The sequence below is a fragment of the Nocardia sp. NPDC006630 genome (assembly GCF_040611495.1).
Lineage (GTDB): Bacteria > Actinomycetota > Actinomycetes > Mycobacteriales > Mycobacteriaceae > Nocardia.
Map to the genome: position 1 here is coordinate 262,151 of NZ_JBEXOK010000001.1, position 23,641 is coordinate 285,791.

Here is a 23,641-nt window from a genome sequence, read left to right on the forward strand (position 1 = left end):
CACGTTCCGTTTGCCATGTGTTGGCCGTGCCGCCGGTCACAGCGGGCACGCCCGCTGCGGAGCTGCGGCGCGGTCCGCCGGCGGGTGGAGCCCCGCGCCGGCGAGGCAGCAGAATGGTCGGGGTGCCCGATCTTCATATTCATCATTTCGGTCCTTCGACCGGCCCGGTTGTGCTGGCGCTGCACGGCTTGACCGGGCACGGTAAACGCTGGCAGGCGCTGGCTGAGCAGCAGCTGCCCGATGTGCGGATTATTGCGCCGGATCTGCGGGGACACGGGAGGTCGACCGGCGTGCCGCCGTGGGATTTCGAAACGATCGTCGCGGACCTGGTGGCGGCGCTGGCGGCACGGACCAGCGAACCGGTGGTGGTGCTCGGGCATTCGTTCGGCGCGGCGGCCGCCGTGCATCTGGCGCATCGGCATCCCGAACTGGTGCGCGCGCTGGTCCTGCTGGATCCGGCGATCGGCCTGGCCCCGGAGCTCATGCTGCGGATCGCGGATTCCAATCTGGCGCACCCGGATTACGCGAGCCTGGACAACGCCCGGTTCGACAAGCTGGAGACCGCCTGGGCGGATGTGGACCCGCGGGTGCTCGAGGCCGAGCTGGCCGAGCATCTGGTGCCCACCGCGGACGGCCGGCTGGCCTGGCGCACGACCCTGCCCGCGATCATTTCGTACTGGGGTCAGCTGGCCCGCGATTTTGTGCTGCCGCCGCCGGAGCTGCGCACGATCCTGGTGCAGGCGATGAAGGTGCAGCCGCCCTTCGTGACCCCGGCCTTCCGCGCGGCGCTCACGGCGCAGCTGGGCGACCGGCTGACCGTGCACGAATTCGACTGCGACCACATGGTGGCGCAGGAACTGCCCGCCGACACCGCCGGTCTCGTCCGCGCCGTGCTCTGAAACGCCACCCCCGAGGAGCCCGCCCATGCCCACCTCCGATGCCGAAGTCGAGCGAGTCCGTGAGCTGGTGGCGGCCATTCCGCCCGGCCGGGTCGCCACCTACGGCGATATCGCCGCCGCCGCGGGTCTGTCCACGCCCCGCACCGTCGGCTGGATCATGCGCACCGATTCCGCGGATCTGCCGTGGCATCGGGTATTGCGCGCAAATGGCACGCCCGCACCACATTTGGCGCACCGGCAATTGGGTCAACTCGCCGCGGAGGGCTGCCCGGTTCTCGGCGATCGGGTGGACCTGCGGCGCGCCCGGTTTCATTTCGACTCGCCGGACTGACCGCCGACCTGGGCCGACAGGCGGATTCGGTTCCGCGAAACCCGGTACGCGGCACCCCGGGCGGCGGCTACCGTGGAAACCATGTCCACCCGTCTGGCCTGCGTGGTGTTCGATGCCGTCGAGCCCAGGAGCGTCTCCCGCTTCTGGGCCGAACTGCTGGGCTGGGAGGTGGCACTCGATCGTCCCGACGGGGTCGATGTCGCCGCATCCGACCCGGACGGGCTGGATGTGGCGCTGACCTTCCTCCCCGCCCGCCGGTCCAAGGCGGCGAAGAACCGCATCCACCTGGACCTGTCCAGCCGATCGCTGGATCATCAACGCGTACAGGTGGATCGGGCGCTATCCCTGGGTGCGCGCCGGATCGATATCGGGCAGGGCGCGGTGCCGTGGGCGGTGCTGGCCGATCCGGAAGGCAATGAATTCTGCGTGCTCGAGCCGCGTGAGCACTATGTGGATACCGGTTCGGTGGCGGCGATCGTGGTGGATACCGAGAATCCGCTGCGCCTGGCACAGTTCTGGTCGAAGGCCGCGGGCTGGCCCGTCACGCACGACAGTGCCCGCTATGCGGGAATCCGTTCGGCCACGGGTCAGGGTCCGTGGCTGGAATTCCTCCGCACACCCGAAGCGCTCGGCGAGCGCAGTCGCCTTCATCTGGATCTCATCGCTTTCCCCAGCGATGACCCCGTGGAAGAAGCCGCCCGACTACAAGCCGCGGGCGCGTTTCCGATCAGTCCCGAATCTCCCCCGGCCAATGCACCGGCGGTGGTGCTGGCGGATCCGGAAACCAACGAATTCTGTCTGCTGCAAGCAGCATCCGGCTGATTACGGTCCCCCGCTGATACCCACTGCGCGGTATCAGGCCGCCCCGCGTTCGTACCGGCGCCGTTCCCGCGGCGACATTCCGCCCCAGATGCCGAAACGCTGATCATGCGTCAGCGCATAATCCAGGCATTCGCGCCGCACCTCACAGGATGAGCAGACTCGTTTGGCCTCGCGTGTGGAACCGCCCTTGTCCGGAAAGAACGCCTCCGGATCGGTCTGAGTGCACAGGGCCTGCTGATGCCAGGACCCCGGTTCGGATTCGTCGCGGTGCGTGATGGTTTCGAACATCGCATCGAAATTGGTGAAAAGCATTTTCACGTCGTTCACCCTCTTCATAAACGGATTGATTCTGAATACACAAGACCCGAAAACTGACGGGTCAGCAGTCGCCGCTGACCGCGGCCAGGCGGGCCTGCTCACCGGTGAGGAAGATGCGGCGCGCGTGCACCGCGGCCGGCGCCGACGACCAGGGCGCGAGGGCCGTGGTGAACATGAGTTCGCACCACGAAAGCGCCGGGGCGTCGCCGAGCGAGAGCGTATTGAGCAGTGACAATTCGGTATCGGAATCGTTCCAGGCGGCGAAGAGCCAGGTGCCGTCCAACCGGGCCAGAAATTCCTCGGCGTCCTCCGGCACTCCGAGGGGTGCGTCGACGGCAAGATGAACGACCGCGGTAATGGCATGGCGCATACGAGCATCCAGGCCCACTCCGTCGTGCAGCAGCAAACCCTCGAGCGAATCGCGAAGTACCGCCCCATGATCGGTCCGGAAGTCGCGGCGAGCGGCAGTAGTGACGTCGAACATTATTTTCCTCCCTGTCGAATAAGCGCTTGTCCCAAAAGCGCCATCGCCTGATTTAAAAGGCCGAACGGTCGACTTGTCCAGTTTTAAGGACATCTGGGGCAAACCCCTAGCAGTACTGACACTGGCCAGTGTTGGTACCCGTCGGGAACAGCACCGAAGGGTGCCCGGCACCACGTGGGCAAACATTAGCCCGATACGGGTTTCGCCCTTTACGGTCTGACCATGCCTTATGTGCAATCAGGTGCGGCCACAGTTCATTTCGTCACCAGCGACATCGCTGGACCGACACTTCTCCTCATCCATGGATTTCTCATGGACGAATCGATGTTCGAACCGATGCGCGAACCTCTGGCAGCTGCCGGGATCAATCTCGTAACGATTGATGCGCGATGCCACGGGCGCACTCAGTCACCGGATGGCGAACAGTTCACCTACTGGGATATGGCGGCCGACGCACTGGCGGTTATGGATGAATTGGGGATTCGAAAAGCAGTCATAGGCGGTATGAGTCAGGGCGGATTCACCGCACTGCGACTGGCACTGCTGGCGCCCGAGCGGGTGCGCGGATTGGCGCTCATCGATACCGAGGCAGGGGACTGCAGCCCGGCCGAACTCGCCTTCTACCACGCCTTTTTCGAACGCTGGTGCAGTTCGGAACCGATGGCGCCGCTGGTCGCGGAATTGGCGCCGCAGCTGATCGGCGGCAGCGATCCGCGCCTGTGGCGGGCCTGGACCAGCCGCTGGTACTCCTCCGATCGGCAGTCCATCCTCCCGGCCGCGCGCTGCCTGATGGAGCGGCGTTCGGTACTGCACCGGCTATCGGAAATCACCGCGCCGACACTGGTGATCCGGGGCAGCCACGACGGCACCAGCACCGCGCAGAAATCCGATGCGCTGGCCGCCGGACTCGCGAATGCCGATGGGGTGGTGACCATTCCGGGCGCCGGGCACGGCGCCGCGTGGACACATCCGGAAGTGGTGGCGCCCCTCCTGATTCGACTGGTGCGGCGGGCTACGGCGCGCCACGAGAACAACCTGACGCACACGCCGGCGCATCCGTGGTTGCAGGGGCGTTCCACACCCGGAATTCACGCCGCACGATGACCGAAATTCGATCCCGGCCTAATCCTCCGTGCCGTTGCGCAGATGGCCGGGATCGAGCAGCACCCCAGTATCCGAACACCAGGTCGGAATACCGAGGAAGATCTGGATCTGGCTGGGATATGCCGCGCAGAAGACGCTGAAGAGCTGCACCGCGATTGCGCGGCAGCGGCCAGTGGGGACATCGTTCAGATGCATGATGGCGCGCGGACGGCCATATGCGGCAATGCCTTCGTCCCATAATTCGCGAAAAAGTCCGAAACGTCCGAGTTCGGCGAGAAATCCGGCGGACCAGCCGGTGTCACCGGAGCTGGCAATGAGTCCGCGCAGCCAATGCACGGTCACCCGGACCTCCTCCTCCCACTCCAGCATGACCTCGCGGGAGAGCTCGTTGCCCAGCAGCCAGCGCAGAATATTCACATCCTGCTCGAGCCCCGGGAAGGCTTGGGAGTAACTGCTGTTGCAGGCCAGCACATTCCAGCGGGTGTCCACATACGCGGCGAGATTGGGTTCGTGCAGTTCGAGCGCGCGGCGCATGTCATCGGTGATTTCACCGCGCAGTTGCTGCACCGTGGGAAAATCGCTGACGCCGAGGCCGGCCAGATCGAGCAGATGCCGGCGTTCCACCACCGACAGCGGGTCTATTCGGTCCAGATATCGGACCAGTGCGTCGACCACCTCGCGGGTGGGATGGCCGCGGTCGCCCTTCTCCAAATGACTGATGTAGCTGGCGCTGACTCCGGCGTTGAAGGCGAGTCTTTCGCGTGATACCCCCCTGGCGTCGCGGAGCTTGCGCAGCAGGAGACCGAATGTCGGCGGTTTCAGCTCTTCGAAGTCTCTATCAGTTTTCACGCCCAGCACCACGCCGTTCCCTCTCCACAAACATTCAGCAAACCAACCTTCATCAGTCCGGTACCCACCTGTTCCGGAGAGCGGGACCCGCTGTAACGCCTGCCGTGAACTGTGACGAATCCGCTGGAACGCCCGCAGCTCTGGCTCCGGATACTGCCATATGCGATTGTTCAGAAGTTCAAAACATGATCATTTCTACTATGTGTCGTGGTGCATCGCACAACTTCGCATACATGAGCAATTGCTTAGCAAGCAGTGGATTCGGCATGCTGGAGACCACGTTCGCGGCCTCGAATCAGCCAGCCACTACGATCTTCAACCATGATCACCATCGCGCCCGTCTTCGCCTCGTGACGACCGTCGACGCGATTGTGCTGGCCGGTGGACGGGCCAGCCGGATGGGTGGCGCCGACAAGCCCGCAATAGTGGTCGGCGGCCGATCAATGCTGGATGCGGCGATTTCCGCGGTCGCCGCGTGCGCGCGCACAGTCGTCGTCGGACCGCATCGGCCCGAGCTGCCGCCGGAAATCCTTCAGGCACAGGAGGTACCGGCCGGGGCCGGTCCGGTGGCCGCGATCGCGGCCGGACTCGCAAGGCTGCGGGACGGCGAATTTCCGGCCGAACGCATTGTGGTGCTGGCCGCGGACATGCCATTTATCACAGTTGCGGCCATCGACGAACTACTCATGCACGCAAGAGAATCCGGCGTTGACGCGGTATTCGCCGCGGATGCTTCGGGCCGGCCGCAATATTTGGTCGGGGTCTGGCGGCGCTCCGCTCTGATCGCGGCGCTGAATCAGCTTGATTCCCCGGTCAATCGGCCGATGAAGGCACTCGTACCGACCGACACCGCCCTCGTGCCTGTGGCCGGGGTCGACGATTGCGATACACCCGGCGATGTACAGCACGCCCGAGCGACTGCGAGTCGCTCCGCCACGCCGCTGTCCCTCGCGGAGGCGCGGGATGCGCTGCGGTGGAATATCTCCCGAATTCCGGTGCGGCGGGTGCCGGTGCCCGGCGCCCGGGGTGCGGCGCTGGCCGAGCCGTTGTGTGCGGCCGAGGCACTGCCGCGTTTCGATGTATCCGCCATGGACGGGTACGCGGTGCGCGGCCCCGGCCCGTGGCAGGTGCGCCGCGATATCGGCTTCGCGGGCGGACAGCGGCCGGCGGGTCTGCAGGACGGCGAGGCGGTGCGCATTGCCACCGGTGCGCACGTGCCCGACGGCACCGGCTCGGTGGTGCGGGACGAATTCGTGCGGGTGGCGGACGACGGGCGACTATATCGCCTGGCGGACACTCCGATTCGTGATGATGTGCGCCACCGCGGCGAGGACTGGAATCCCGGCGACGAGGTCGCCCCGGCGGGCGCGCCGGTGACCGCCGCACTGATCTCGGTGGCCGCCAGCGCCGAGGTGACGACCGCCGCGGTGCGCGGACCGGTGCGAGCGCGAATCGTCATGACCGGCGACGAGATTCGCAGCGAGGGCCCGCTGCATCTGGGCCAGACCAGGGATTCCATCGGCCCGGTGCTGCCGGATCTGCTCGCCTGGCACGGTATCGGCACGGTGGATCGAGTGCACCTGCGCGACACCGAGAATGCCTTCGACGAGGTGTTCGCCGCCGCCGGTGCGTGCGATCTGCTCATTATCGTCGGCGCCACCGGTGGCGGGGCCGCCGATCAACTCCGCGCCGCGCTGGACCGGGCCGATGCCCGCATGCTGCTGCGCCGGCTGCGGCTACGCCCCGGCGGTTCCACAGTCGCCGCCCAATTGGCTTCCGGCCCGGTGATTCTCGGGCTCCCGGGCAATCCGTACGCGGCCGTGGCGACGCTGCTGGCGCTCATTACCGCCGTCGTGGAGGGGCTCACCGGCAGCGCTTCCGCACGCGTGCAGCGGGGGCCGCTGGCGAATGCGGGCGAAATCTCCGGCACCGCACCGCGAATCGTCCCGGCGCGGATGCGTGCGGAGGGCGGCTGGATCGGTGACGCGCACATTCGCACGGCGCATCTGGCGGGGCTGCTCGACCGCGACGGTCTGGTCATCGTGCCGGCGGATGCTCTCGACGGCGCGCTTGTCGAATTCATCCCGCTCCCCCGCTGACGGGATTGCCCGGCGGCTTTGCCGGAGTGCTCTACTCCCGCGACGACTGGATTGATTGGTGCGCTTGCCAATCCGCTACGAGTTCACCGATGCGCGACAGGTTCACGGACGTGCTGTCGAGTTCACCGGTGCGCTGTAAGTTCACCGGTGCGCTGTAAGTTCATCGTCCGCTGTGAGTTCACCGATGCGCTGTAAGTTCGTCGGTGCGCTGTAAGTTCACCGATGCGCTGTCAGTTCACCGGTGCGGTACTCGGGGATTGTCAGCCGCCCAGTCCGAGAATGGCCAGTAGATGGCCGGGATAGGCGCCGCTGTCCAGGCGGCCGGTTTGCGCGAAGACCCGGCGGCGCAGCCCGGTGACCGGGTTCCGCAGATCCAGCGTCCACACATGCGGGGCGAAGGCGACGCCGCCTTCGGACCAGGCCTGCCGGAATTTCGGGAATTGGCCGAGTTCCTGGATGAGATCGGTGAATCCGGCGACATTGCCGGAGCGGCCGATCAATCCGCGCATCCACCGGACGGCCTGGCGCACATCGGCATCCCAATTCACCATGACCCGGGCCGCCAGCTCATTGCTGAAGAACCAGCGGAGCATATTGCCGTCCTCGATGAGACCGGGGAAGGCATCCGCCCAACTGTCGTTCCAGGCCAGCACATTGGCGCGCGTGTCGATATACGCGGCCAGGTTCGGGCGGTGCATGGTGAGCACGCGCAGCAGTTCCGGGGTGAGGGCGCCGCGCAGTTCGTCCACGGTCGGAGCGGTTTCCGCGGTGCCGAGCCCGGCCAGATCGGTGAGCTGGCGGCGGTCGGCGGCGGTCAGCGGGTCGAGGCGATCCAGATAGCGGGTGAGCGCCTCGACCACCTCGCGGGTCGGGTTCCCGCGATCGCCTTTCTCCAAATGCGTTATGTAGCTGGCACTCACGCCCGCATTGAATGCCAGTCGTTCGCGGGAAACACCGCGACCGTCACGTAAACGGCGCAGCAGATTTCCGAAAGTGGGCGCCTCGAGCTCCCTGGAATCACGTCCGCATGCCGCATCGGCGACCACCGCAGTCCTCCTTCGACTTGCCCGGCGCGCGGCGTCGAGAGTAGGACGCCGCCGGGTATTCCCCCTTCCGGTGGATGCTTGCACAAATCGTCCGAATGGCAGGTACAGCGAACTATCCCTGTTTGTATATGTCACCGATCCTGTTCGGAATTCCTCACGCCCCCAGTGCGAGTGGCGCCGGGTCCGCCGCCGATTCACGACTGCGCGCCTGCTCCGGATCGGGTGCGGGAACGGCTTCCAGCAGCCGGCGGGTGTAATCCTCGCGGGGATTACCGAAAACATCTGCGACCGGCCCGGTTTCGATCACATTCCCCGCTCGCAACACCACTACGCGATCGGCGATCTGATTGACCACCGCGAGATCGTGACTGATGAACAGGCAGGCGAATCCATATTCTTCGCGCAGATCGGTGAAAAGGTCCAGTACCTGTGCCTGAACCGAGACATCGAGGGCGCTGGTGGGCTCGTCCGCCACCAGCAGCCGGGGCGCGAGCGCGAGTGCCCGGGCCAGTGCGACCCGCTGCCGCTGACCGCCGGAGAGTTCACCGGGGCGGCGGGTGGCGTAATCGCGCGGCAGCCGAACCGATTCCAGCAGATCGCCGACCCGGGCCCGCAGCAGGGCGCCCGAGGCGACCCGGTGCACCAGCAGCGGCTCGCCGATGGCGTCCTCCAGGCTGCGGCGCGGGTTCAGCGAGGCCGTGACGTCCTGATGCACCAGGGCGACATTCTTGCGCAGACCGCGCAGATCACGCGTGGACAGGCCGCGCAGCGAGATGCCCTGCAGCACCACCTCACCGGTGGTGGCGGGCACCAGGCCGAGGGCGGCGCGGCCGAGCGTGCTCTTACCGGAGCCGGATTCACCCACCAGCCCGATCACCTCCCGCGGCGCGACGGTGAGCGATACCCCGTGCAGTGCGCGGAACTGCTTGCGCTGACTGCGATACACCACCGACAGATCCGAGATACGCAGCACCGGTTCGCGTTCCGGAGCCGCCTCGGGCCTGGTGGCCGCGGTGACCTCGGCGAGTACGGGTTCACTGACCGTGACGACGGCCTCGGACACCGCATCCGGGGTTTCCTCCGCTTCCGGAGCGGGCAGGTGCAGCACGGTCGTTGCCGAATCCGCCGTGGGGGGCGGGAGTGTCGGGACCGCCGCGAGCAGGGTCCGGGTGTAGTCCTCGCGCGGATCGGCGAAAAGCTCGCGGACGGGCCGCGTTTCGACGATCTCGCCCGCGCGCATGACCACCACCCGGTCGGCGATGGCCGCGACCACGCCGAGATTGTGGGTGATGAAGAGAATGGCGGTGCCGGTGCGGCGCTGCAGGTCTCGCAGCAGATCCAGAATCTCGGCCTGGACGGTCACATCGAGTGCGGTGGTGGGCTCATCGGCAATGAGCAGATCCGGTTCGCCCGAGAGCGCCAGCGCGATGACGACCCGCTGCTTCTGGCCGCCGGAGAGCTGATGCGGATACCAGTCGATGCGCTTGCCGGGTTCGGGGATATCGACCAGGGCCAGCAGCTCGACGGCGCGAGTTCGCGCCTCGGCCTTGCTGATCGAGCGGTGCGCGCGCAGCGCCTGGGCGATCTGGGTGCCCACCTTCTGCACCGGATTGAGCGCGGTCTGCGGCTCCTGGAACACCATGGCGGCCCGGGTGCCGCGCAGCGCCCGCAATTCATCGTCGGGAGTGCCGATGATTTCGGTGTCGCCCAGGCGGATCGAGCCCGCGGCCTGCGCGCCGTCGGGCAGCAGGCCCAGCACCGCGCGGGCGGTGAGTGATTTACCGGAGCCGGATTCGCCGACCAGCGCGACGGTTTCGCCGCGCCCGACCCGCACATCGACGCCGTTCACCACGGTACGGGCGCCGAAGCGCACCACCAGATCCCGGATATCCAGCAGCGGCTGCCCCTCGTGCTCGCTCATCCGATCCTCCGTGCGCGGCCCAGTGCCTGGGCGATCAACAGGAATCCGAGCGTGAGACCGGAGACCACCAGTAGCGGTCCGATCGCATACGCCGGATTGGCGTCCAGATTGCGAATGGACTCCGAGATGAGCGATCCCAGTGAGGGATCCGGCGGGCGCACGCCGATGCCGATGAAGCTCATGGCGCCCTCGATGAAGACCGCGAGCGACAGCGACAGCGCCAATTGCACCGAGAGCGGTTCGATCACATTGGGCAGCACGTGTTTACGCAGCGTCCACCAGGTGCCCGCACCGATCACCTCGGCGGCCTCCACGAACGGCTGTTCCCGCACCGCCAGGATGGCGGTGCGAATCTGCCTGCCGAATATGGGGATTTCGGCGGCCACGATGACCACGATGACCGCCTGCACGCCGGGCCCGGTGACCGCGGTCAGCGCGATGGCGAAGATCAGCGCCGGGAAGGCCAGGATCAGGTCGAATACCCGCTGGGTGATGACATCGGCAATGGTGTTGACGCTGGCCAGCAGTCCGGTCAGGGCGCCGGCGAGCGCGCCGAGCGGTACGGCGGTGAAGGCGATGAACAGATCGATGCGGACGCCGAACAGCACCCGGGAGAACACATCCCGATTCACGCTGTCGGTGCCCAGCCAGTGCTCGGAGCTCGGGCCGAGCAGGTTCGCGCCCGGAATCTGGGTCAGCGGATCGTATTTCGTCAATGCTCCGGCGGCCAGGCCGGCGATCGCGATGACGGCGACCAGCACCACGCCCGCCAGACCCTGCCCCCTACGCAGGGCCTGCAGCGGCGACCGGGACGAATTCGGCACGCGGTCAGCGGTTTCGACCGCCTCCGCGCTCGCGGTCACGGCCGGATCGGCGCCGGGCAGGGTGCTGAGATCGCTCATGATCGGCCTCCGATGCGGATGCGGGGATCGAGATACGCGTGCACCACATCGGTGGCCAGCTGAATGACCACGAACACCGCCACCGAGAACAGCAGCAGTGCCTGCACCACCGGGTAGTCCCGGCGATTGATGCCCTGCTCGATGAGCTGGCCGATGCCCGGCCAGGCGAAGGCCGCCTCGACCAGCACCGCACCGCCCAGCACCTGACCGGTTTGAATGCCGAGCACGGTCAGCAGGGTGGGCAGCGCATTGCGCAGCGCACCGCGGGTGACGATCTGCCGATGCGAAATCCCCAGTGCCCGAGCGGTCAATACATAGGGCTGGCGCATTTCGGTGCGCAGCGCCTCGGTGAGGAAGCGAGTGAGCGCGGCGGTCACCGGCAGTGCCAGGCAGATCGACGGCAGCAGCAGGTACTGCACGGTGATATCCGGTTGTGCGAAGAACCCGTCCGGCGGAATGCCGCCCGCGGGCAGGATCGGAATCGCGACGGCGAATACCAGCACCAGCAGCACCGCGGTGACGTACGGCGGCACGGCGATGGCGACCGTATTGGCCGCCGCGACAAGGCTGTTCAGCCAGCGCCTGTTCCACAGCACCGCGGCGACGCTCACCGCCAGGCTCACGCTGACAGCCAGCAGCAGCGCGAAGGCAGCGAGCACCAGGGTATTGGTGAGCCCGCGACCGACCAGATCGGAGATCTGCCCGCCGATGATGTAGGACCGGCCCAGATCACCGGTGAAGACGCCGTGCAGCCAGCTCAGGTACTGGGCGGGCATGGACCGGTCCAGGCCGAGTTGATGCCGGATGCTCGCGATGGTGTCCGGGCCGGCGTCGGGCCCGGCCAGGATCATGGCCGGATCGCCGGGCACCAGCCGCAGCAGCAGGAAGATCAGGACGGAGGCGCCGAAGAGCACCGCTACGGCGGAGGGGACCCGGCGCAGCAGATAGCCGGTCATGCCAGGAAGGTGTCCGTGAGGGCGAGCTCACGGCGCTTGGTCCAGTTGACGGCGTGCAGGTTCTTGGAGGTGGTCCCCTGGGCGAACCGGACGCCGATCTCGATGAGCCACAGCCCGTCCAGCAGCTGATCGCTCAGTACGCCGTAGGCGCGCTGCGCATCGGGACCGGTGCCCTGCGGCAGCTGCCAGGCCGCATCGGCCGCCGCCACATAGGCGGGCGATTCGAAGTGCGAGGTGTTCTTGCGCGCATTGAAGGGATAGGCGCTGGCGGTCAGCGTGGAGGGCGTGAACTGCGCCCACGAGTGGTCGGTCACCCACAGGCCCGGAAACTGCCCGCCGATCAGCTGTTTCACGAAGGTGGCGTTATCGGTCGGCACGAGTTCGGTCTCGATGCCGATCTCGGCGAGATTGGCCTGCACGATCTGCGCGGTGGCCTCGTAGGTCGCATAACCGGCGGTGAAGGCCAGCGGCAGCTTCGGCGGCTTGGGCAGCTCCGACAGCACCTGCTTGGCCTTGGTCAGATCACGTTTGAAGCGGGTGTTGCGGGTGTCGTCGAAGGCGGGAGAGGTCTTGGGCCACGGGAGATTCAGCGCGTAACCGGCGCCGCGGAACACCTCGTTGATAATGCGATCGCGATCGATGGCGTAGGCGATGGCCTGGCGCAGCTTCACATCGGCGAGCGCCGGATTCGCCACATTCACGCCGACGTACATCTGCACTTCCGCGCCCTCGTACGTGACCACGCGATAACCGTCGGTCTTGCCCAGGTTCTCGTTGTCGCGGTAGGTGATGCCGTCCGCGAAGTGGATCTGGCCGGTCTTGAGCGCGTTGAGCTGTGCGTTGTTATCGGAGATGATGCTGAGTTCGACCCGGTCCAGGTACGGGCGGTCCGGCACCCAGTAGTTCGGGTTCTTCTCGAATACCAACTGCTGGTTGGGGATTCGCTGTACGAAGCGGAAGGGTCCGGTGCCGATGATCTTGTCGGCGGTGGCCAGCTGATCGATGGATTCGCTGTCCAGGATGGGCACGGTGTCGAGCAGGTCGAAGATATTGCCCAGCGGCTGCGCGAAGGTCAGCGTGATCTGGTGCGGGTCGGTGGTGTCGAAGCCGGTAATGGCCGCGGCGGTGCTCTTCAGCTGCGCCGACCACTTCGGATCGGCATAGGTGCGCAGCGAGAATTCGACATCCTTCGAGGTGAAGGCCCGACCGCTGTGGAACTTCACATCATCGCGCAGCACCAGCGCGATGGAGCGGCCGTCCGGTGCGAGGGTCCACGACTTGGCCAGCAGCGGCTGCGGATCGAGCTTGTCGTGCGGGTAGCGCACCAGGGATTCGAAGACCAGGCCGACCACATACGGGGTGGTGCCGGTATTGGTGAGGATATTGGCCGGAACCAGATCCACCAGCACGCCGTACTTCAGCGTCCCGCCCTTGACCGGCTGCGCGTTGTCGTCACCGCCGCCCTTCGACTGGTTCACCGCCGACGAGCAGGCCGCCAGGACGCCGCCGCCGAAAATGGCGAGGGCGGCGACGCCCGTATTGCGCAGAAAATGACGACGATCGAGTCCGCCGGGGGACGAATTCATCTGGAAATCCTCGAGATACATGGCCGCAGCGGGCGGCGGGGTGCGGTGGACGCACCTGTGGGGACGTGAGAAATAAGGAATTACGCGCGGGCCGGCGCGTCAGGCACTAGCGACGACAGCCCTGCACCCGCGAGGTCCGGAAAATTCCGGTGCGGGGCGCGCAGAGGTGACCGATGTGCATGCGGCGACGCTAACAGCCGGTAAGCACGCGATCAGCGGTTGTGCGCAGCGTGCGTGAAACCCTGGTCAGCAGAGCGGGTGCCGACCTTTGCTGAAAGAATGCCTGCTCCCTCTCATGCCCGCGGATACGAGAACTTCGGCGGCGATATCGGCCGCACCACCGCCGATTCGACCCCCGAATGGCTCTACCCGCCGACCGCCCCGGACGGTGCGCCCAATATTATCGTGGTGCTGGTCGACGACATGGGCTTCAGCGATATCGGCCCGTTCGGTTCCGAGATCGATACCCCGACGCTGGATCGTATTGCCGCGAACGGATTGCGGCTCACCAATTTTCACACCACACCGCTGTGCTCGCCGTCGCGAGCCGCGCTGCTGACGGGCGTGAATTCGCACCGCGCCGGATTCGGCTTCGTGGCCAATGCCGATCCCGGCTATCCGGGGCTGCGGCTGGAGCTTGCCGATGATGTGCTGACCCTGCCGGAAATTCTGCGCGCCAATGGCTATGCCACCTATGCGGTCGGCAAATGGCATCTGGTGCGCGATGCCACGCTGCATCCGGGCTCGCATCGCGATTCCTGGCCGACGCAGCGCGGATTCGACCGCTACTACGGGTCTTTGGAGGGAATGAACTCCTTCTACCATCCGAATCAGCTGATCTCCGACAGCTCCGCGGTGGATGTGGAGGAATACCCGGAGGGCTACTACCTCACCGACGATTACACCGATCGGGCCGTCGGATATCTCAAGGAGTTGCGCGCGCACGACGCCGACAAGCCCTTCTTCCTGTATTTCGCGCATACCGCCATGCACGGGCCGTTGCAGGCGAAGCCCGATGATCTGGCCAAGTATCGCGGAAAGTACAAAGAGGGCTGGGATCGGTTGCGGCAGAGCCGATTCGCCTCGCAGCTCGCGCAGGGCTTGTTTCCCGAGGGCACACAGCAGAAGCCGCGCAATACCGAGCCGGGTTATGAAGCGCAGGAGTGGGATTCGCTGACGCTCGAACAGCAGTCACGCTTCGAGCGGTATATGGAGGTGTACGCGGGCATGGTCGACAGTATCGATCAGAGCCTGGGGCGGGTGGTCGAAACGCTGGAGCAGCTCGGCGAACTCGACAACACCATTATCGTTTTCACCTCCGACAACGGCGGCACCGCCGAGGGCGGGCCGGAGGGCACCCGCTCCTACTTCGCACAGTTCGCGCAGGTGGACGAGCCGGACTGGGAACGCGATGTGCCGCACGATGAGGAGCTCATCGGGTCGGCGAAGCTGGGCGTGCACTATCCGCGCGGCTGGGGGCAGGCCTCCAATACGCCGTTCCGCTTCTACAAGGGGCAGACCTTCGCGGGCGGTGTGCGGGTCCCGTTCCTGCTGTCCTGGCCGAAGGGGCTGCCGCGCACCGAGGGCGACAGCGGCATTCGGCAGGAGTACACCTACATCACCGATCTGACCCCGACACTGCTGGAGCTTGCCGGGCTGGAGCGGCCGACCGTGCGTAATGGCCTGCCCGCGAAGGATTTCGACGGTATTTCGGCGGCCGAGGTGCTGCGGGATCAGCAGGCGATCTCCCGGCATATCGAGCAGTACTCGGAGATGACCGGGCACCGTGGCTTCTATCGCGACGGGTGGAAGCTGCTCGCACTGCACGAGCCCGCGCGCGGCATCGACGATCCGCAGTGGCAGCTGTTCGACGTGCGCACCGATCCGACCGAACTGCACGATCTTTCGGAGCGATTCCCGGAGAAGGTGGCCGAACTGTCCGCGGCCTGGGACGAAGCCGCTTGGCACAATACGGTTTTCCCGCTTGTCACCCGGAAGGATCTGGCACACCGCCGGCCGGAGGAGGCCCGGCTCACCGAGCGCGTGCGGATTCTGCCCGGCACGCCCACGCTGGAGCGCTACCGCTCCCAGCGCCTGATTGCGTACCGCGACTTCACTATTGCCGTGGAACTGGCGGACTATCGCCCGGGTGATGAAGGCGTCCTCGTTGCCCACGGTGATCCTCAGGGCGGCTATCTGCTCTACGTCGAGGACGGTCATCTGCACTTCGGCTACAACGGCTACGGCCGGTACACCACCGTCGACGCGGGTCCCATTCCCGAAGGCAGCCAGCACTTCACCGTGTCCGCCATCGTCCGCCCGCACCTGCGCTGGGACTTCACCGTCGGCATCAACGGCGTCCGCGCCGCCCACCTCCCCGACCAGGTCCAACTGGTCGGCATGGCGCCCTGGACCGGCATCTCCATCGGCCTCGACGCCCGCGGCCCCGTCGACTGGAACCTGCGCGACCGCCGCGGCGTCTTCCGCTACACCGGCCCGCTGCGCGCCGTCACCTACAGCCCCGGCGCCATCGGCGTCCCCGAAGACACCCAGCGCGCCCTCGATTCGGAAGCGGAACTCATCGCCGAATAACCACCGCCGTCTCCACCACACAGCCCGTCTCCGATCGCACATCAGGTGTCGAAGCCGCACAGCGCCGATATGCGTTGCGCGACAAGGACACGGGCTGTCTCGGCCGCACAGCCCTCCTCCCACCACGCAGTCCGTGTCTGATCGCGCAGCCCATGTCGAAGCCGCGTCGAAGCCGCACAGCGCCGATATGCGTTGCGCCGCAACGACACGGGCTGTGTTGCTGGCGGGGTCAGGCGGGGAGGTTCAGGCGGGTGGTGATGCCGTCGAGGAGGCAGGTGAGGGTCCAGGCGACGGGGTCGGTGGGGTCGGTGGGGTCGGTCAGGGTTCTGGACTCGAGCCAGCGGGTGAAGGCGGGGTGACGGTCGGCGGCGAGAATGGGCTGTAGGAGGGGGGCGGCGGCTTCGGCCAGTTGGTGGTCGGTGAGCAGGCCGGTGCGGGTGCGCATGCGCTGTTCTTCGGCCATTTGCAGGGCGGTGCCGATGAGGTGGCCGTCGATGGCGGTGGTGATGCGGGTCATGTCGTCGGCGGTGATACCGAGCGGTTCGAGCAGCGCGAAGCGGAAATCGAAGTAGCGCAGGGCATTCGGGCCCAGCGGGGGGCGGGTGTGGACCAGGTGGCCGAACCACAGGTGGCGCCCGATGACGGTCCAGGTGTCCAGGGACAGCTGTTCCAGCGCGGCCCGCCAGGGGACGGAAGGCGCTGCCGGTAGCGGGATTTCGCCGTAGACGGCATCGATCATGAGGTCGACCAAGCCGTCTTTGCTGCCGACGTAGCGATAGAGGGACATGGGGGTCGACGCGCCCACCGCGGTCGCCACCCGGCGCATGGTGAGGGCGGCCGCACCCTCGGCATCGGCGATGGTCAGCGCGGCGCGCAGGATATCGGCGCGGCTCAGCGTGGTGGTGGGGCGGCCCGGGGGTTCGGGCAGCGACCAGATCAGCGGGCCGGGTGCGGTGGTTTCTTCCTTCATGTCACCTCCTTGCGGGAAATTCAATCATTCGTGTACAACGTACACATGATGTACGACGTACACGAACAACGAGTACTGGTGGTCGGCGGCGGATTGGCAGGGTTGTGCGCGGCGCTGTTCCTGCGCCGGCACGGAGTCGAGGTGACGCTCGTGGAGCGGCGCACCACAACCTCACCGCAGCCCAAGGCGCGCCGCATCAATATCCGGACCATGGAGTTGTTCCGGCAGCTCGGCATTGCCGACGAGGTGCTCGAGGCGGCCCGCGATCTGGCGAGTTACCAGTTCATGGCGGCCGGGCCGACCCTCGCCGAGGCCGAGCGACTGCCGTTCACGCTGCCCGGCGGTCTCCCGGACTGGGATGCCATCACACCCGCGACGGCCTGTCTGTGCGCACAGGATCTCCTCGAACCGGTACTGCGCGATAGGGCCGAGGCCCGCGGCGCCGAGGTGCGATTCGGGGTGGAGCTCATCGACTTCCACGACGGCGACACCGGTGTCGAGGCCACCCTGCGCACCGCCGACGGCACGGTGCAGCGGCTGCACGCCGACTATCTGATCGCCGCCGACGGGTCCGGCAGCCCGATCCGGGAGCGGCTGGGCATTTCCCGCAGCGGTCGCGGCACCCTGGGCCGGGCGGTGAACGTCTATTTCCGCGCCGAACTGGCGGAGCTGGTGCGCGGGCGGGAGTTCAACCTCTGCCAGATCGAGAACAGCAGCGCGCCAGGCGCTTTCGCCTCGATAGACGGCTCCTCGCGATGGATATTCTCCAGCGCGACAGGCTTGGATCGCGCCGCCGATGAGTGGCCGGACGTCCTGCGCACCGCCATCGGCGATCCGACCGCCGAGATCGAGATAATGAGCGTAATGCCCTGGGAGCCAGGCATGTTCGTCGCCGACACCTATCGCCGCGACCATATCTTCCTGGCCGGAGATGCCGCCCATGTCATGCCGCCGTTCGCCGCGGCGGGCGCGAACACCGGCATCGAGGACGCCCACAATCTCGCCTGGAAGCTGGCCCATGTGCTGCACGGCAGCGCGGACCCGGCACTGCTGGACACCTACCAGTCCGAACGCCACCCGGTCGGATGGTTCATCGCCGATCAATCGAGTATTCGGACCACCGATCTGCGCACCATGAATCGCGAGTCCACCGATGCCACCCCGCTGGCCGATCCCCTCGCCTTGATACTCGGAAACCGCTATCCCACAGGCGCATTCGTTGACGATGGCAGCGCGCACACCATGGATCACCTCGATATCACAGGGCAGCCGGGAACCCGGCTACCGCATGCGTATCTCACACCCGGCCGATCGACCCTCGATCTGATCGGCATCGACTTCGCGCTCCTCATCGGCCCCTCCGGAGCAGGTTGGCGCACAGCCGCAGCCGGCACGCCGAGCGTGAGCGTGCATGACATCCCCGAGACTTATTGCAAGACAGTCGATCTCACACCCGAGGGCGCCCTGCTGGTGCGCCCCGATCAGATAGTCGCCTGGCGGGCGCCGCAGCTGCCCGCCGATCCCGCAGGCGCACTGCGCACCGCCCTCGCACTCAGCCTCGGCCGGGCCGCACATCCTCGACAGCCTTGGCGATCCGGCGAGCCCGCGTCTCCGGCCGCTTCGCCTCGCTGACGGCCTTGATGTGCTCGCGGCGGCGTGTATAGGACAGCGCGTCGAACGCCCCGCGCGCATCCGCGTCCGCCAGGGCCGCGGCGAGGTCATCGGGCACCTCGATCGTGCGCTCGGCGGTATCGCGCTGCACGGTGACGGTCACCGTATCGCCTGGCCCCTTCCCCAGATCGGCCCGAATGGACTTCAGCACGCCCAGACACGGGCCGTCACCCATGGACATGATCGACCCCGTGTACGGAATGCCGTCGAAGGTGACCTGCACGGGGATGCGGCCGCCACCACCGAGCGCGTCGAGGATCGTGGCGGGAACGGGGATATACGCGCCGCCCCCTTCGGCGGCGTGAATCGAGCCCTCGAATCGATGCATGCGACCACCGTATTCGAGCGATCCGAAAAAAGAGCACGGACCCGGACACACCTCGGGCCTGGGAATTCTCCGCAGTTCCGGCTCGCCGAGCGCCGCCGCACCCCCCATTTCATTTCTATAACCATCCGCACCCCGTAAGGTGAGGCGTATAGGCGGAGTTGACCCGAGTCATTCGGATACGGCAACCCGACGCAGCCCCGGGAAGTTTTCTATGACCTCGGCACGACAGACGATCCTGGTAGAAGAGCAGAGCGAATTCGGCGCCGCACGCGCCGCCGAAAAGGCCGCGACGATCAAGCAGAACGCCATGGCCACCCGCACAGTCGCAGGTCACGCCCTCGACGTAGCCGACTGCGAATACCTGCTGCAAATGCTCGGCCTGGATGCTGGCAGCAAAGAGGAATAGCCCCACCCGCACGACCGGCCGGCCATCAGCTGTTGCTGATGACCGGCGTTTTATGCGGTGAGCGGCGGTCAGCCGGCGAGCTTGGCCAGGTTGGGGAAGTTGCTGATCTCCCAGCCGCCGTCCACCACCAGTTCGGTGCCCGTGATGTACGAGGCGTCGTCGCTGGCCAGGAACAGGCAGGGGGCTGCGATCTGTTCCGCAGTAGCGGCGGCGCCCATGGGGATGCGGTCCAGGAACATCTGCTTGGCCGGTTCGTAGCCCATGACGGCTGCGGTCAGGGGGGTGTCGACCAGGCCGGGCAGGACCGAGTTCACGCGGATGCGGTGCTGCGCCAGCTCGAGGGCGGCGTTCTTGCTGAACATGACCACACCCGCCTTGCCGGTGGAGTACGGGCTGCCGCCGGGCATCGGGACCCGGCCGTCCAGCGACGAGACATTGACGATGGCGCCCCCGCCGCTGTCGCGCATCAGGCGGGCCTCGTGTTTGGTGCAGAGGAAGACGCTCTTCTGCACCAGGTCGATGGTGAAGTCCCAATCGGCCTCCGCGAGATCGGTCACGGCGCCGATGCGGGAGCCGCCCGCCACATTGAAGGCCACCTCGAGCCGGCCGAAACGCGTTGCGGCGACCTCGATTCCGGCCGCGACCTGAGCCTCCACCGTCACATCCGCCACCACCGGCACGAAGGCGTCGCCGAGTTCGGCGGCCTTCTTCTGCAATCCGGCCTCGTCGATATCGAGACCGACCACATTCGCGCCCTCGGCGATCAGCGCCTCGGCGATGGCCGCGGCGATACCCGAGGCCGCGCCCGTCACCACGGCGGTCTTGCCGCCGAATCTGCCTGTGCTCATTATGAACTCCTCTTTCAGCGTCGACCGGCGCGCAGGAACTGCCCGGTGCGCTCTTTGCCGAGAGCCGGGGATTTGTCACCCAGGCCGAATACGTATTCACCGTTCACCAGGACGGCGGTAATGGTGTCGTCATTGCGATTGACCATGCGGGAGAGATTGTCGAACTCCGGAATCGGGTTCTCCGCGTAGGCATCCAGGCTCTCGTCGAGATGCGACGGATCCAGCACGACCACATCGGCGCGGTCACCCACGCGCAGGTGCCCGGCATCGAGGTCGTACCAGTCGGCCAGTTCACCGGTGACGCGGTGCACGGCATGCTCCACGCTCATGAACGGCCGCCCGTCCTGCTGCGCGCGATGCACGCGCTTCAGCAGTCGCAGCCCGAAGTTGTAGAAGGCCATATTGCGCAGGTGCGCACCGGCATCCGAGAAGCCCAGTTGCACACTGGGATCGGCGGCCAGTTTGTCCAGCACCTCGGGCCGGTGATTGGAGATGGTGGTGCGCCAGCGCACCTTCGGCCCGTACTCCACCACCAGGTCCAGGAAGGCGTCCACCGGATGCACACCGCCGCGATCCACGCCGACCTGACCGAAGGTCTTGCCGATCACGCTCGCATCGGGGCATTCGGTGATCTCGGCATCGAAGAAGTCCCGATGCCAGACCCGCGGGCCCCACTTCTTGTCGTAGTCCTTGCGGAAGGTGCGCCGGTAGCCCTCGTCCGCCAGCAGCGCGCGCCGCTGCTCCAGCTGGTTCGACAGGTGCAGAGCCGCCGCGCCGGAACCGAATTCCTCGAACACCGGCAGATCGATGCCGTCGGAGTACACCTCGAACGGCACCGGCAGATGCTGCCAGCGGAAGTCGCCGCCGAGCCGGTTGAGCACCTTGCCGATGAGCGGGAAGATCTGCACCACACCGGGAATCGCCTTGATATCGGCGGCCGAGAGCAGGCTGACCTTCAAATTCGGGCGGAAGATGCCGAGGCTGCTGGCGGCCATGGCGACCAGACTCTGCGGCCGGGCCACATCCGGACCGCCCTGCAGCGTCCGCTTGCGGTCGCGCAGAATGCGATTGAGCCGGCGGCGCTCCCTGGGCTTGGCGTAGGTGGAAGGCAGGGTGCGCGAACGGCACACCTCACCGTCGAGCTTGTCGAAGAGCAGCTGCTGCGAGGACATGCCGACGAAGCCGGCGTCCAGAGCCTCACTGAGCTTGTGCTCCATGGCCTTCAGCTCGGATTCGGTGGGAACCACATCCGGGCGGGTGGCGCGTTCCAGCCCCATCTGCGCGGCGCGAATATCCGAATGCCCGATGAAGGCCGCGAGATTCGCGCCCAGCGGCAGTGATTCCAGTGCGGCCACATAGCTGTGTGCACTGTTCCACGTCTTCAGACCGTCGATCGCCGCCACCACATGCTTGCGCGGAATCGCCTCCACCCGGCCGAACAGATCGCCCGCATCGGTACCGCCCACATGCACGGTGGAGAGCGAGCAGGAGCCCAGCAGAATGGTGGTGACGCCGTGCCGCAGCGATTCCGACAGCGTCGGATCCAGCAGCACCTCCACGTCGTAGTGGGTGTGGATATCGAGCATGCCCGGCAGGACCCACTGTCCGGCGGCGTCGATCACTCGCGCGCAATCGGTTTCGTCGAGCGCGTCGGTGGTGACGGTCGCGATCCGGCCGTCCCGAATGCCGATATTGCGAATGGCCGAGGGCGCTCCGGTGCCGTCGAACCAGCGCCCGCCCTTGATGATGGTCTCGTACACGGTCTTCACTCTCCGAGGGACAGGTCGCGGCGCAGCACCTTGCCGGTCGCATTGCGCGGCAGCGCATCAGCGGTGATGAGCCAGCGGGCGGGCACCTTGAAATAGGCCAGCCGCTGCGCCACATGGTCGCGCAGCTCGTCCTCGGTGACCGAATCCGGGTCCGCGACAACAACAATGGCCGCGACCTCCTGACCGAGGTCCTCGTGCGGAACTCCGATGATGGCCGATTCCTGGACCAGCGGATGCGCGTCGAGCGCGTTCTCGATCTCGGTCGGGTACACGTTCTCACCGCCGCGCAGAATGAGATCCGAACGGCGACCGGCCATTTGCAGCACACCGGCGGAGACGAAGCCGAAGTCGCCGGTGCGCAACCAGCGGTTCGCATCGATCGAGGCGGCGGTGGCGGCCTCGTCGTTCCAGTAGCCGAGCATGACGTACGGACTGCGAATGCAGATCTCGCCCTCCACCCCGTCGGGCACGACATTGCCCTCCGGATCCCGGATTTCGACGGCGACCGCAATGATGGGACGCCCCACCGCTTCCGGATTGGCCAGCAGATCCGCCGGCGCCGCGATGGTGGCGGCGGTACCGCTCTCCGTGCAGCCGTAGCTGGTGGTCAAGGCCACCTGCGCCACCGGGAGCCGCTCGCGCAACCGCTGCTGCAGTGCGGGCGAGGACGGCGCGGCATTGAGCGAGAAGCCCGACAGCGAGGACAGGTCGTATTTGGTGAGATCGGCGTCGAGCAGGCGGCTGGCCATGGTCGGCACCGCACCCCAGTTGGTGATGCGCTCGGATTCGATGAGCCCCAGGATCTTGTCGGCGTCGAAGCCGCCGGACGGGAAGATCACCGCATCACCGGTGTTCAGGCGCGGCACCGCGAGATTGTGCAGGCTCGCGATATGGAACAGCGGTGAGGTGGTGAGGAAGCGGCGGCTGGTCGGCGAACCGTCCCACGGCAGCCCGCGGAAGCCCGCCATCAGCGCATCGGTGAAACGGTGGTAATCCGCGACCGCCACCATGTTCCGGTGCGAATGCACCACGCCCTTGGGACGTCCGGTGGTGCCGCTGGTGTACAGGATGCACGCCGGATCATCCTCTGCCACAACCGTTACCGGGTACTCCCCCGCGTATTCCGCCACCAGGGCGGGCAGGTCCTGCTCCATGGTGAGGACCGGCACCCGCGCGCCCGCCTCGGCCAGCGCCTGTGCCCGCTTGGCATCGGCGATCACGACCACCGGCTCGGTGTGCTCGAGACCGTAGGCGATCTCCAGCGGCGCCCACCAGGCGTTGTAGCCGACCGGGATGGCGCCCAGCCGCTGCGCCGCCCAGAAGGTCAGCACCCACTCGGGGGTATTGGCGGCCAGAATGCCGATGCGGTCACCCTTGCCGATGCCGTAACGCTGCTGCAGCGCCGCCGCCAGCGCGCCCGCCGCCTCGTAATGCTCGGCGAAGGTCATGTGCTTATCGGCACTGACCAGGTAGTCGCGGTCGCCGAGGTCGCGGGAGGCCTCCAGCAGCTCCAGCAGGGAGCGGCGGCGATTGCGGAAGACCGGGATCTGCGCGCCCAGCACCTCCTCCATCGTCATCTCGAATGGCCCGCCTGGCCCGGTGAGACCGGCGGCGACCTGCGCGGCCAGCGCCTGGAGATCAACGGCTTTCGTCATCAGGTGTTTGGCGCGGATACCCCTCGTTCGCGAGGAGAGGAAGCGCCTTCCTCCGTTCTGTGTCGGTGGTCGCGGCTAGAGTTTT

At 66.6% G+C, this 23,641-nt stretch carries 21 protein-coding genes; 8 read left to right on the forward strand and 13 right to left on the reverse strand.

Features of this window, described 5'->3' with window-relative positions; genetic code table 11:
• Positions 1 to 113 precede the first annotated feature (113 nt).
• The 3 genes from ABZX86_RS01225 to ABZX86_RS01235 all read left to right on the forward strand — a co-directional run bounded on the left by ABZX86_RS01225 (position 114) and on the right by ABZX86_RS01235 (position 2,052).
• Positions 114 to 899, forward strand: coding sequence for an alpha/beta fold hydrolase (locus tag ABZX86_RS01225; protein ID WP_355118829.1), 786 nt, complete (start codon positions 114 to 116; stop codon positions 897 to 899).
• A 25-nt stretch (positions 900 to 924) separates the two neighbouring features.
• A complete protein-coding gene (locus ABZX86_RS01230) occupies positions 925 to 1,230 on the forward strand; it encodes an MGMT family protein (protein ID WP_355118831.1) in 306 nt (101 codons plus the stop codon).
• A gap of 81 nt (positions 1,231 to 1,311) precedes the next feature.
• Positions 1,312 to 2,052 carry a VOC family protein gene (locus ABZX86_RS01235; protein WP_355118833.1) on the forward strand — a complete coding sequence of 247 codons (741 nt, stop codon included), beginning with the start codon at positions 1,312 to 1,314 and terminating at the stop codon, positions 2,050 to 2,052.
• Positions 2,053 to 2,085: 33 nt separating this feature from the next.
• On the opposite strand, the gene ABZX86_RS01240 is transcribed toward ABZX86_RS01235, so the two are convergent.
• Positions 2,086 to 2,340 carry a WhiB family transcriptional regulator gene (locus ABZX86_RS01240; RefSeq protein ID WP_327146693.1) on the reverse strand — a complete coding sequence of 85 codons (255 nt, stop codon included), beginning with the start codon at positions 2,338 to 2,340 and terminating at the stop codon, positions 2,086 to 2,088.
• 91 nt (positions 2,341 to 2,431) lie between these two features.
• Positions 2,432 to 2,854: a hypothetical protein gene (locus ABZX86_RS01245; protein ID WP_355118834.1), complete on the reverse strand. Its 423-nt coding sequence runs from the start codon at positions 2,852 to 2,854 to the stop codon at positions 2,432 to 2,434.
• A 222-nt stretch (positions 2,855 to 3,076) separates the two neighbouring features.
• Here ABZX86_RS01245 and ABZX86_RS01250 point away from each other — a divergent pair, with 222 nt between their 5' ends.
• Positions 3,077 to 3,958, forward strand: coding sequence for an alpha/beta hydrolase (locus ABZX86_RS01250; RefSeq protein WP_355118836.1), 882 nt, complete (start codon positions 3,077 to 3,079; stop codon positions 3,956 to 3,958).
• 18 nt (positions 3,959 to 3,976) lie between these two features.
• Here the strand turns inward: ABZX86_RS01250 and ABZX86_RS01255 are convergent, their stop codons facing one another.
• A complete protein-coding gene (locus ABZX86_RS01255) occupies positions 3,977 to 4,807 on the reverse strand; it encodes a helix-turn-helix domain-containing protein (RefSeq protein ID WP_355118838.1) in 831 nt (276 codons plus the stop codon).
• A 350-nt stretch (positions 4,808 to 5,157) separates the two neighbouring features.
• On the opposite strand from ABZX86_RS01255, the gene ABZX86_RS01260 reads away from it, so the two are divergent.
• A complete protein-coding gene (locus ABZX86_RS01260) occupies positions 5,158 to 6,906 on the forward strand; it encodes an NTP transferase domain-containing protein (RefSeq protein ID WP_355119786.1) in 1,749 nt (582 codons plus the stop codon).
• 260 nt (positions 6,907 to 7,166) lie between these two features.
• Here ABZX86_RS01260 and ABZX86_RS01265 read toward each other — a convergent pair whose 3' ends face one another.
• The 5 genes from ABZX86_RS01265 to ABZX86_RS01285 all read right to left on the reverse strand — a co-directional run bounded on the left by ABZX86_RS01265 (position 7,167) and on the right by ABZX86_RS01285 (position 13,317).
• A complete protein-coding gene (locus tag ABZX86_RS01265) occupies positions 7,167 to 7,952 on the reverse strand; it encodes a helix-turn-helix transcriptional regulator (RefSeq protein WP_355118840.1) in 786 nt (261 codons plus the stop codon).
• Between the two features lie 154 nt (positions 7,953 to 8,106).
• Positions 8,107 to 9,873, reverse strand: coding sequence for an ABC transporter ATP-binding protein (locus ABZX86_RS01270; protein WP_355118842.1), 1,767 nt, complete (start codon positions 9,871 to 9,873; stop codon positions 8,107 to 8,109).
• Positions 9,870 to 10,775 (reverse strand): ABC transporter permease, encoded by a 906-nt coding sequence (locus ABZX86_RS01275; RefSeq protein ID WP_355118844.1) that lies wholly within the window; start codon positions 10,773 to 10,775, stop codon positions 9,870 to 9,872. The genes ABZX86_RS01270 and ABZX86_RS01275 overlap by 4 nt, the downstream gene beginning before the upstream one ends.
• Complete coding sequence (locus tag ABZX86_RS01280) at positions 10,772 to 11,731, reverse strand: ABC transporter permease (RefSeq protein WP_327141773.1); 960 nt, start codon at positions 11,729 to 11,731, stop codon at positions 10,772 to 10,774. Before ABZX86_RS01280 ends, ABZX86_RS01275 begins: the two co-directional genes overlap by 4 nt.
• Positions 11,728 to 13,317 (reverse strand): ABC transporter substrate-binding protein, encoded by a 1,590-nt coding sequence (locus ABZX86_RS01285; protein ID WP_355118846.1) that lies wholly within the window; start codon positions 13,315 to 13,317, stop codon positions 11,728 to 11,730. Before ABZX86_RS01285 ends, ABZX86_RS01280 begins: the two co-directional genes overlap by 4 nt.
• A 279-nt stretch (positions 13,318 to 13,596) precedes the next feature.
• Here ABZX86_RS01285 and ABZX86_RS01290 point away from each other — a divergent pair, with 279 nt between their 5' ends.
• The gene (locus tag ABZX86_RS01290; RefSeq protein ID WP_355118848.1) at positions 13,597 to 15,909 is read left to right on the forward strand and encodes an arylsulfatase; all 2,313 of its coding nucleotides are present in this window, start codon (positions 13,597 to 13,599) and stop codon (positions 15,907 to 15,909) included.
• Positions 15,910 to 16,138: 229 nt separating this feature from the next.
• On the opposite strand, the gene ABZX86_RS01295 is transcribed toward ABZX86_RS01290, so the two are convergent.
• On the reverse strand, positions 16,139 to 16,879 hold the full coding sequence (locus ABZX86_RS01295; RefSeq protein WP_355118850.1) for a TetR/AcrR family transcriptional regulator: 741 nt from the start codon (positions 16,877 to 16,879) through the stop codon (positions 16,139 to 16,141).
• A gap of 45 nt (positions 16,880 to 16,924) precedes the next feature.
• On the opposite strand from ABZX86_RS01295, the gene ABZX86_RS01300 reads away from it, so the two are divergent.
• Positions 16,925 to 18,511 carry an FAD-dependent oxidoreductase gene (locus ABZX86_RS01300; protein WP_355118852.1) on the forward strand — a complete coding sequence of 529 codons (1,587 nt, stop codon included), beginning with the start codon at positions 16,925 to 16,927 and terminating at the stop codon, positions 18,509 to 18,511.
• On the opposite strand, the gene ABZX86_RS01305 is transcribed toward ABZX86_RS01300, so the two are convergent.
• Entirely contained in the window at positions 18,432 to 18,878 is a 447-nt protein-coding gene (locus ABZX86_RS01305; protein ID WP_355118854.1) for a YdeI/OmpD-associated family protein, read from the reverse strand. The genes ABZX86_RS01300 and ABZX86_RS01305 overlap by 80 nt on opposite strands.
• Positions 18,879 to 19,089: 211 nt before the next feature.
• Here ABZX86_RS01305 and ABZX86_RS01310 point away from each other — a divergent pair, with 211 nt between their 5' ends.
• On the forward strand, positions 19,090 to 19,284 hold the full coding sequence (locus ABZX86_RS01310; protein ID WP_327141779.1) for a hypothetical protein: 195 nt from the start codon (positions 19,090 to 19,092) through the stop codon (positions 19,282 to 19,284).
• Between the two features lie 68 nt (positions 19,285 to 19,352).
• Here the strand turns inward: ABZX86_RS01310 and ABZX86_RS01315 are convergent, their stop codons facing one another.
• The 3 genes from ABZX86_RS01315 to ABZX86_RS01325 are packed head-to-tail and all read right to left on the reverse strand — an operon-like array spanning position 19,353 to position 23,556.
• Positions 19,353 to 20,132, reverse strand: coding sequence for an SDR family NAD(P)-dependent oxidoreductase (locus tag ABZX86_RS01315; protein WP_355118855.1), 780 nt, complete (start codon positions 20,130 to 20,132; stop codon positions 19,353 to 19,355).
• Between the two features lie 14 nt (positions 20,133 to 20,146).
• Positions 20,147 to 21,892, reverse strand: a complete 1,746-nt coding sequence (locus ABZX86_RS01320; RefSeq protein WP_355118857.1) for a hypothetical protein — start codon at positions 21,890 to 21,892, stop codon at positions 20,147 to 20,149.
• Between the two features lie 5 nt (positions 21,893 to 21,897).
• Positions 21,898 to 23,556 carry a class I adenylate-forming enzyme family protein gene (locus ABZX86_RS01325; protein WP_355118859.1) on the reverse strand — a complete coding sequence of 553 codons (1,659 nt, stop codon included), beginning with the start codon at positions 23,554 to 23,556 and terminating at the stop codon, positions 21,898 to 21,900.
• Positions 23,557 to 23,641: the final 85 nt, after the last annotated feature.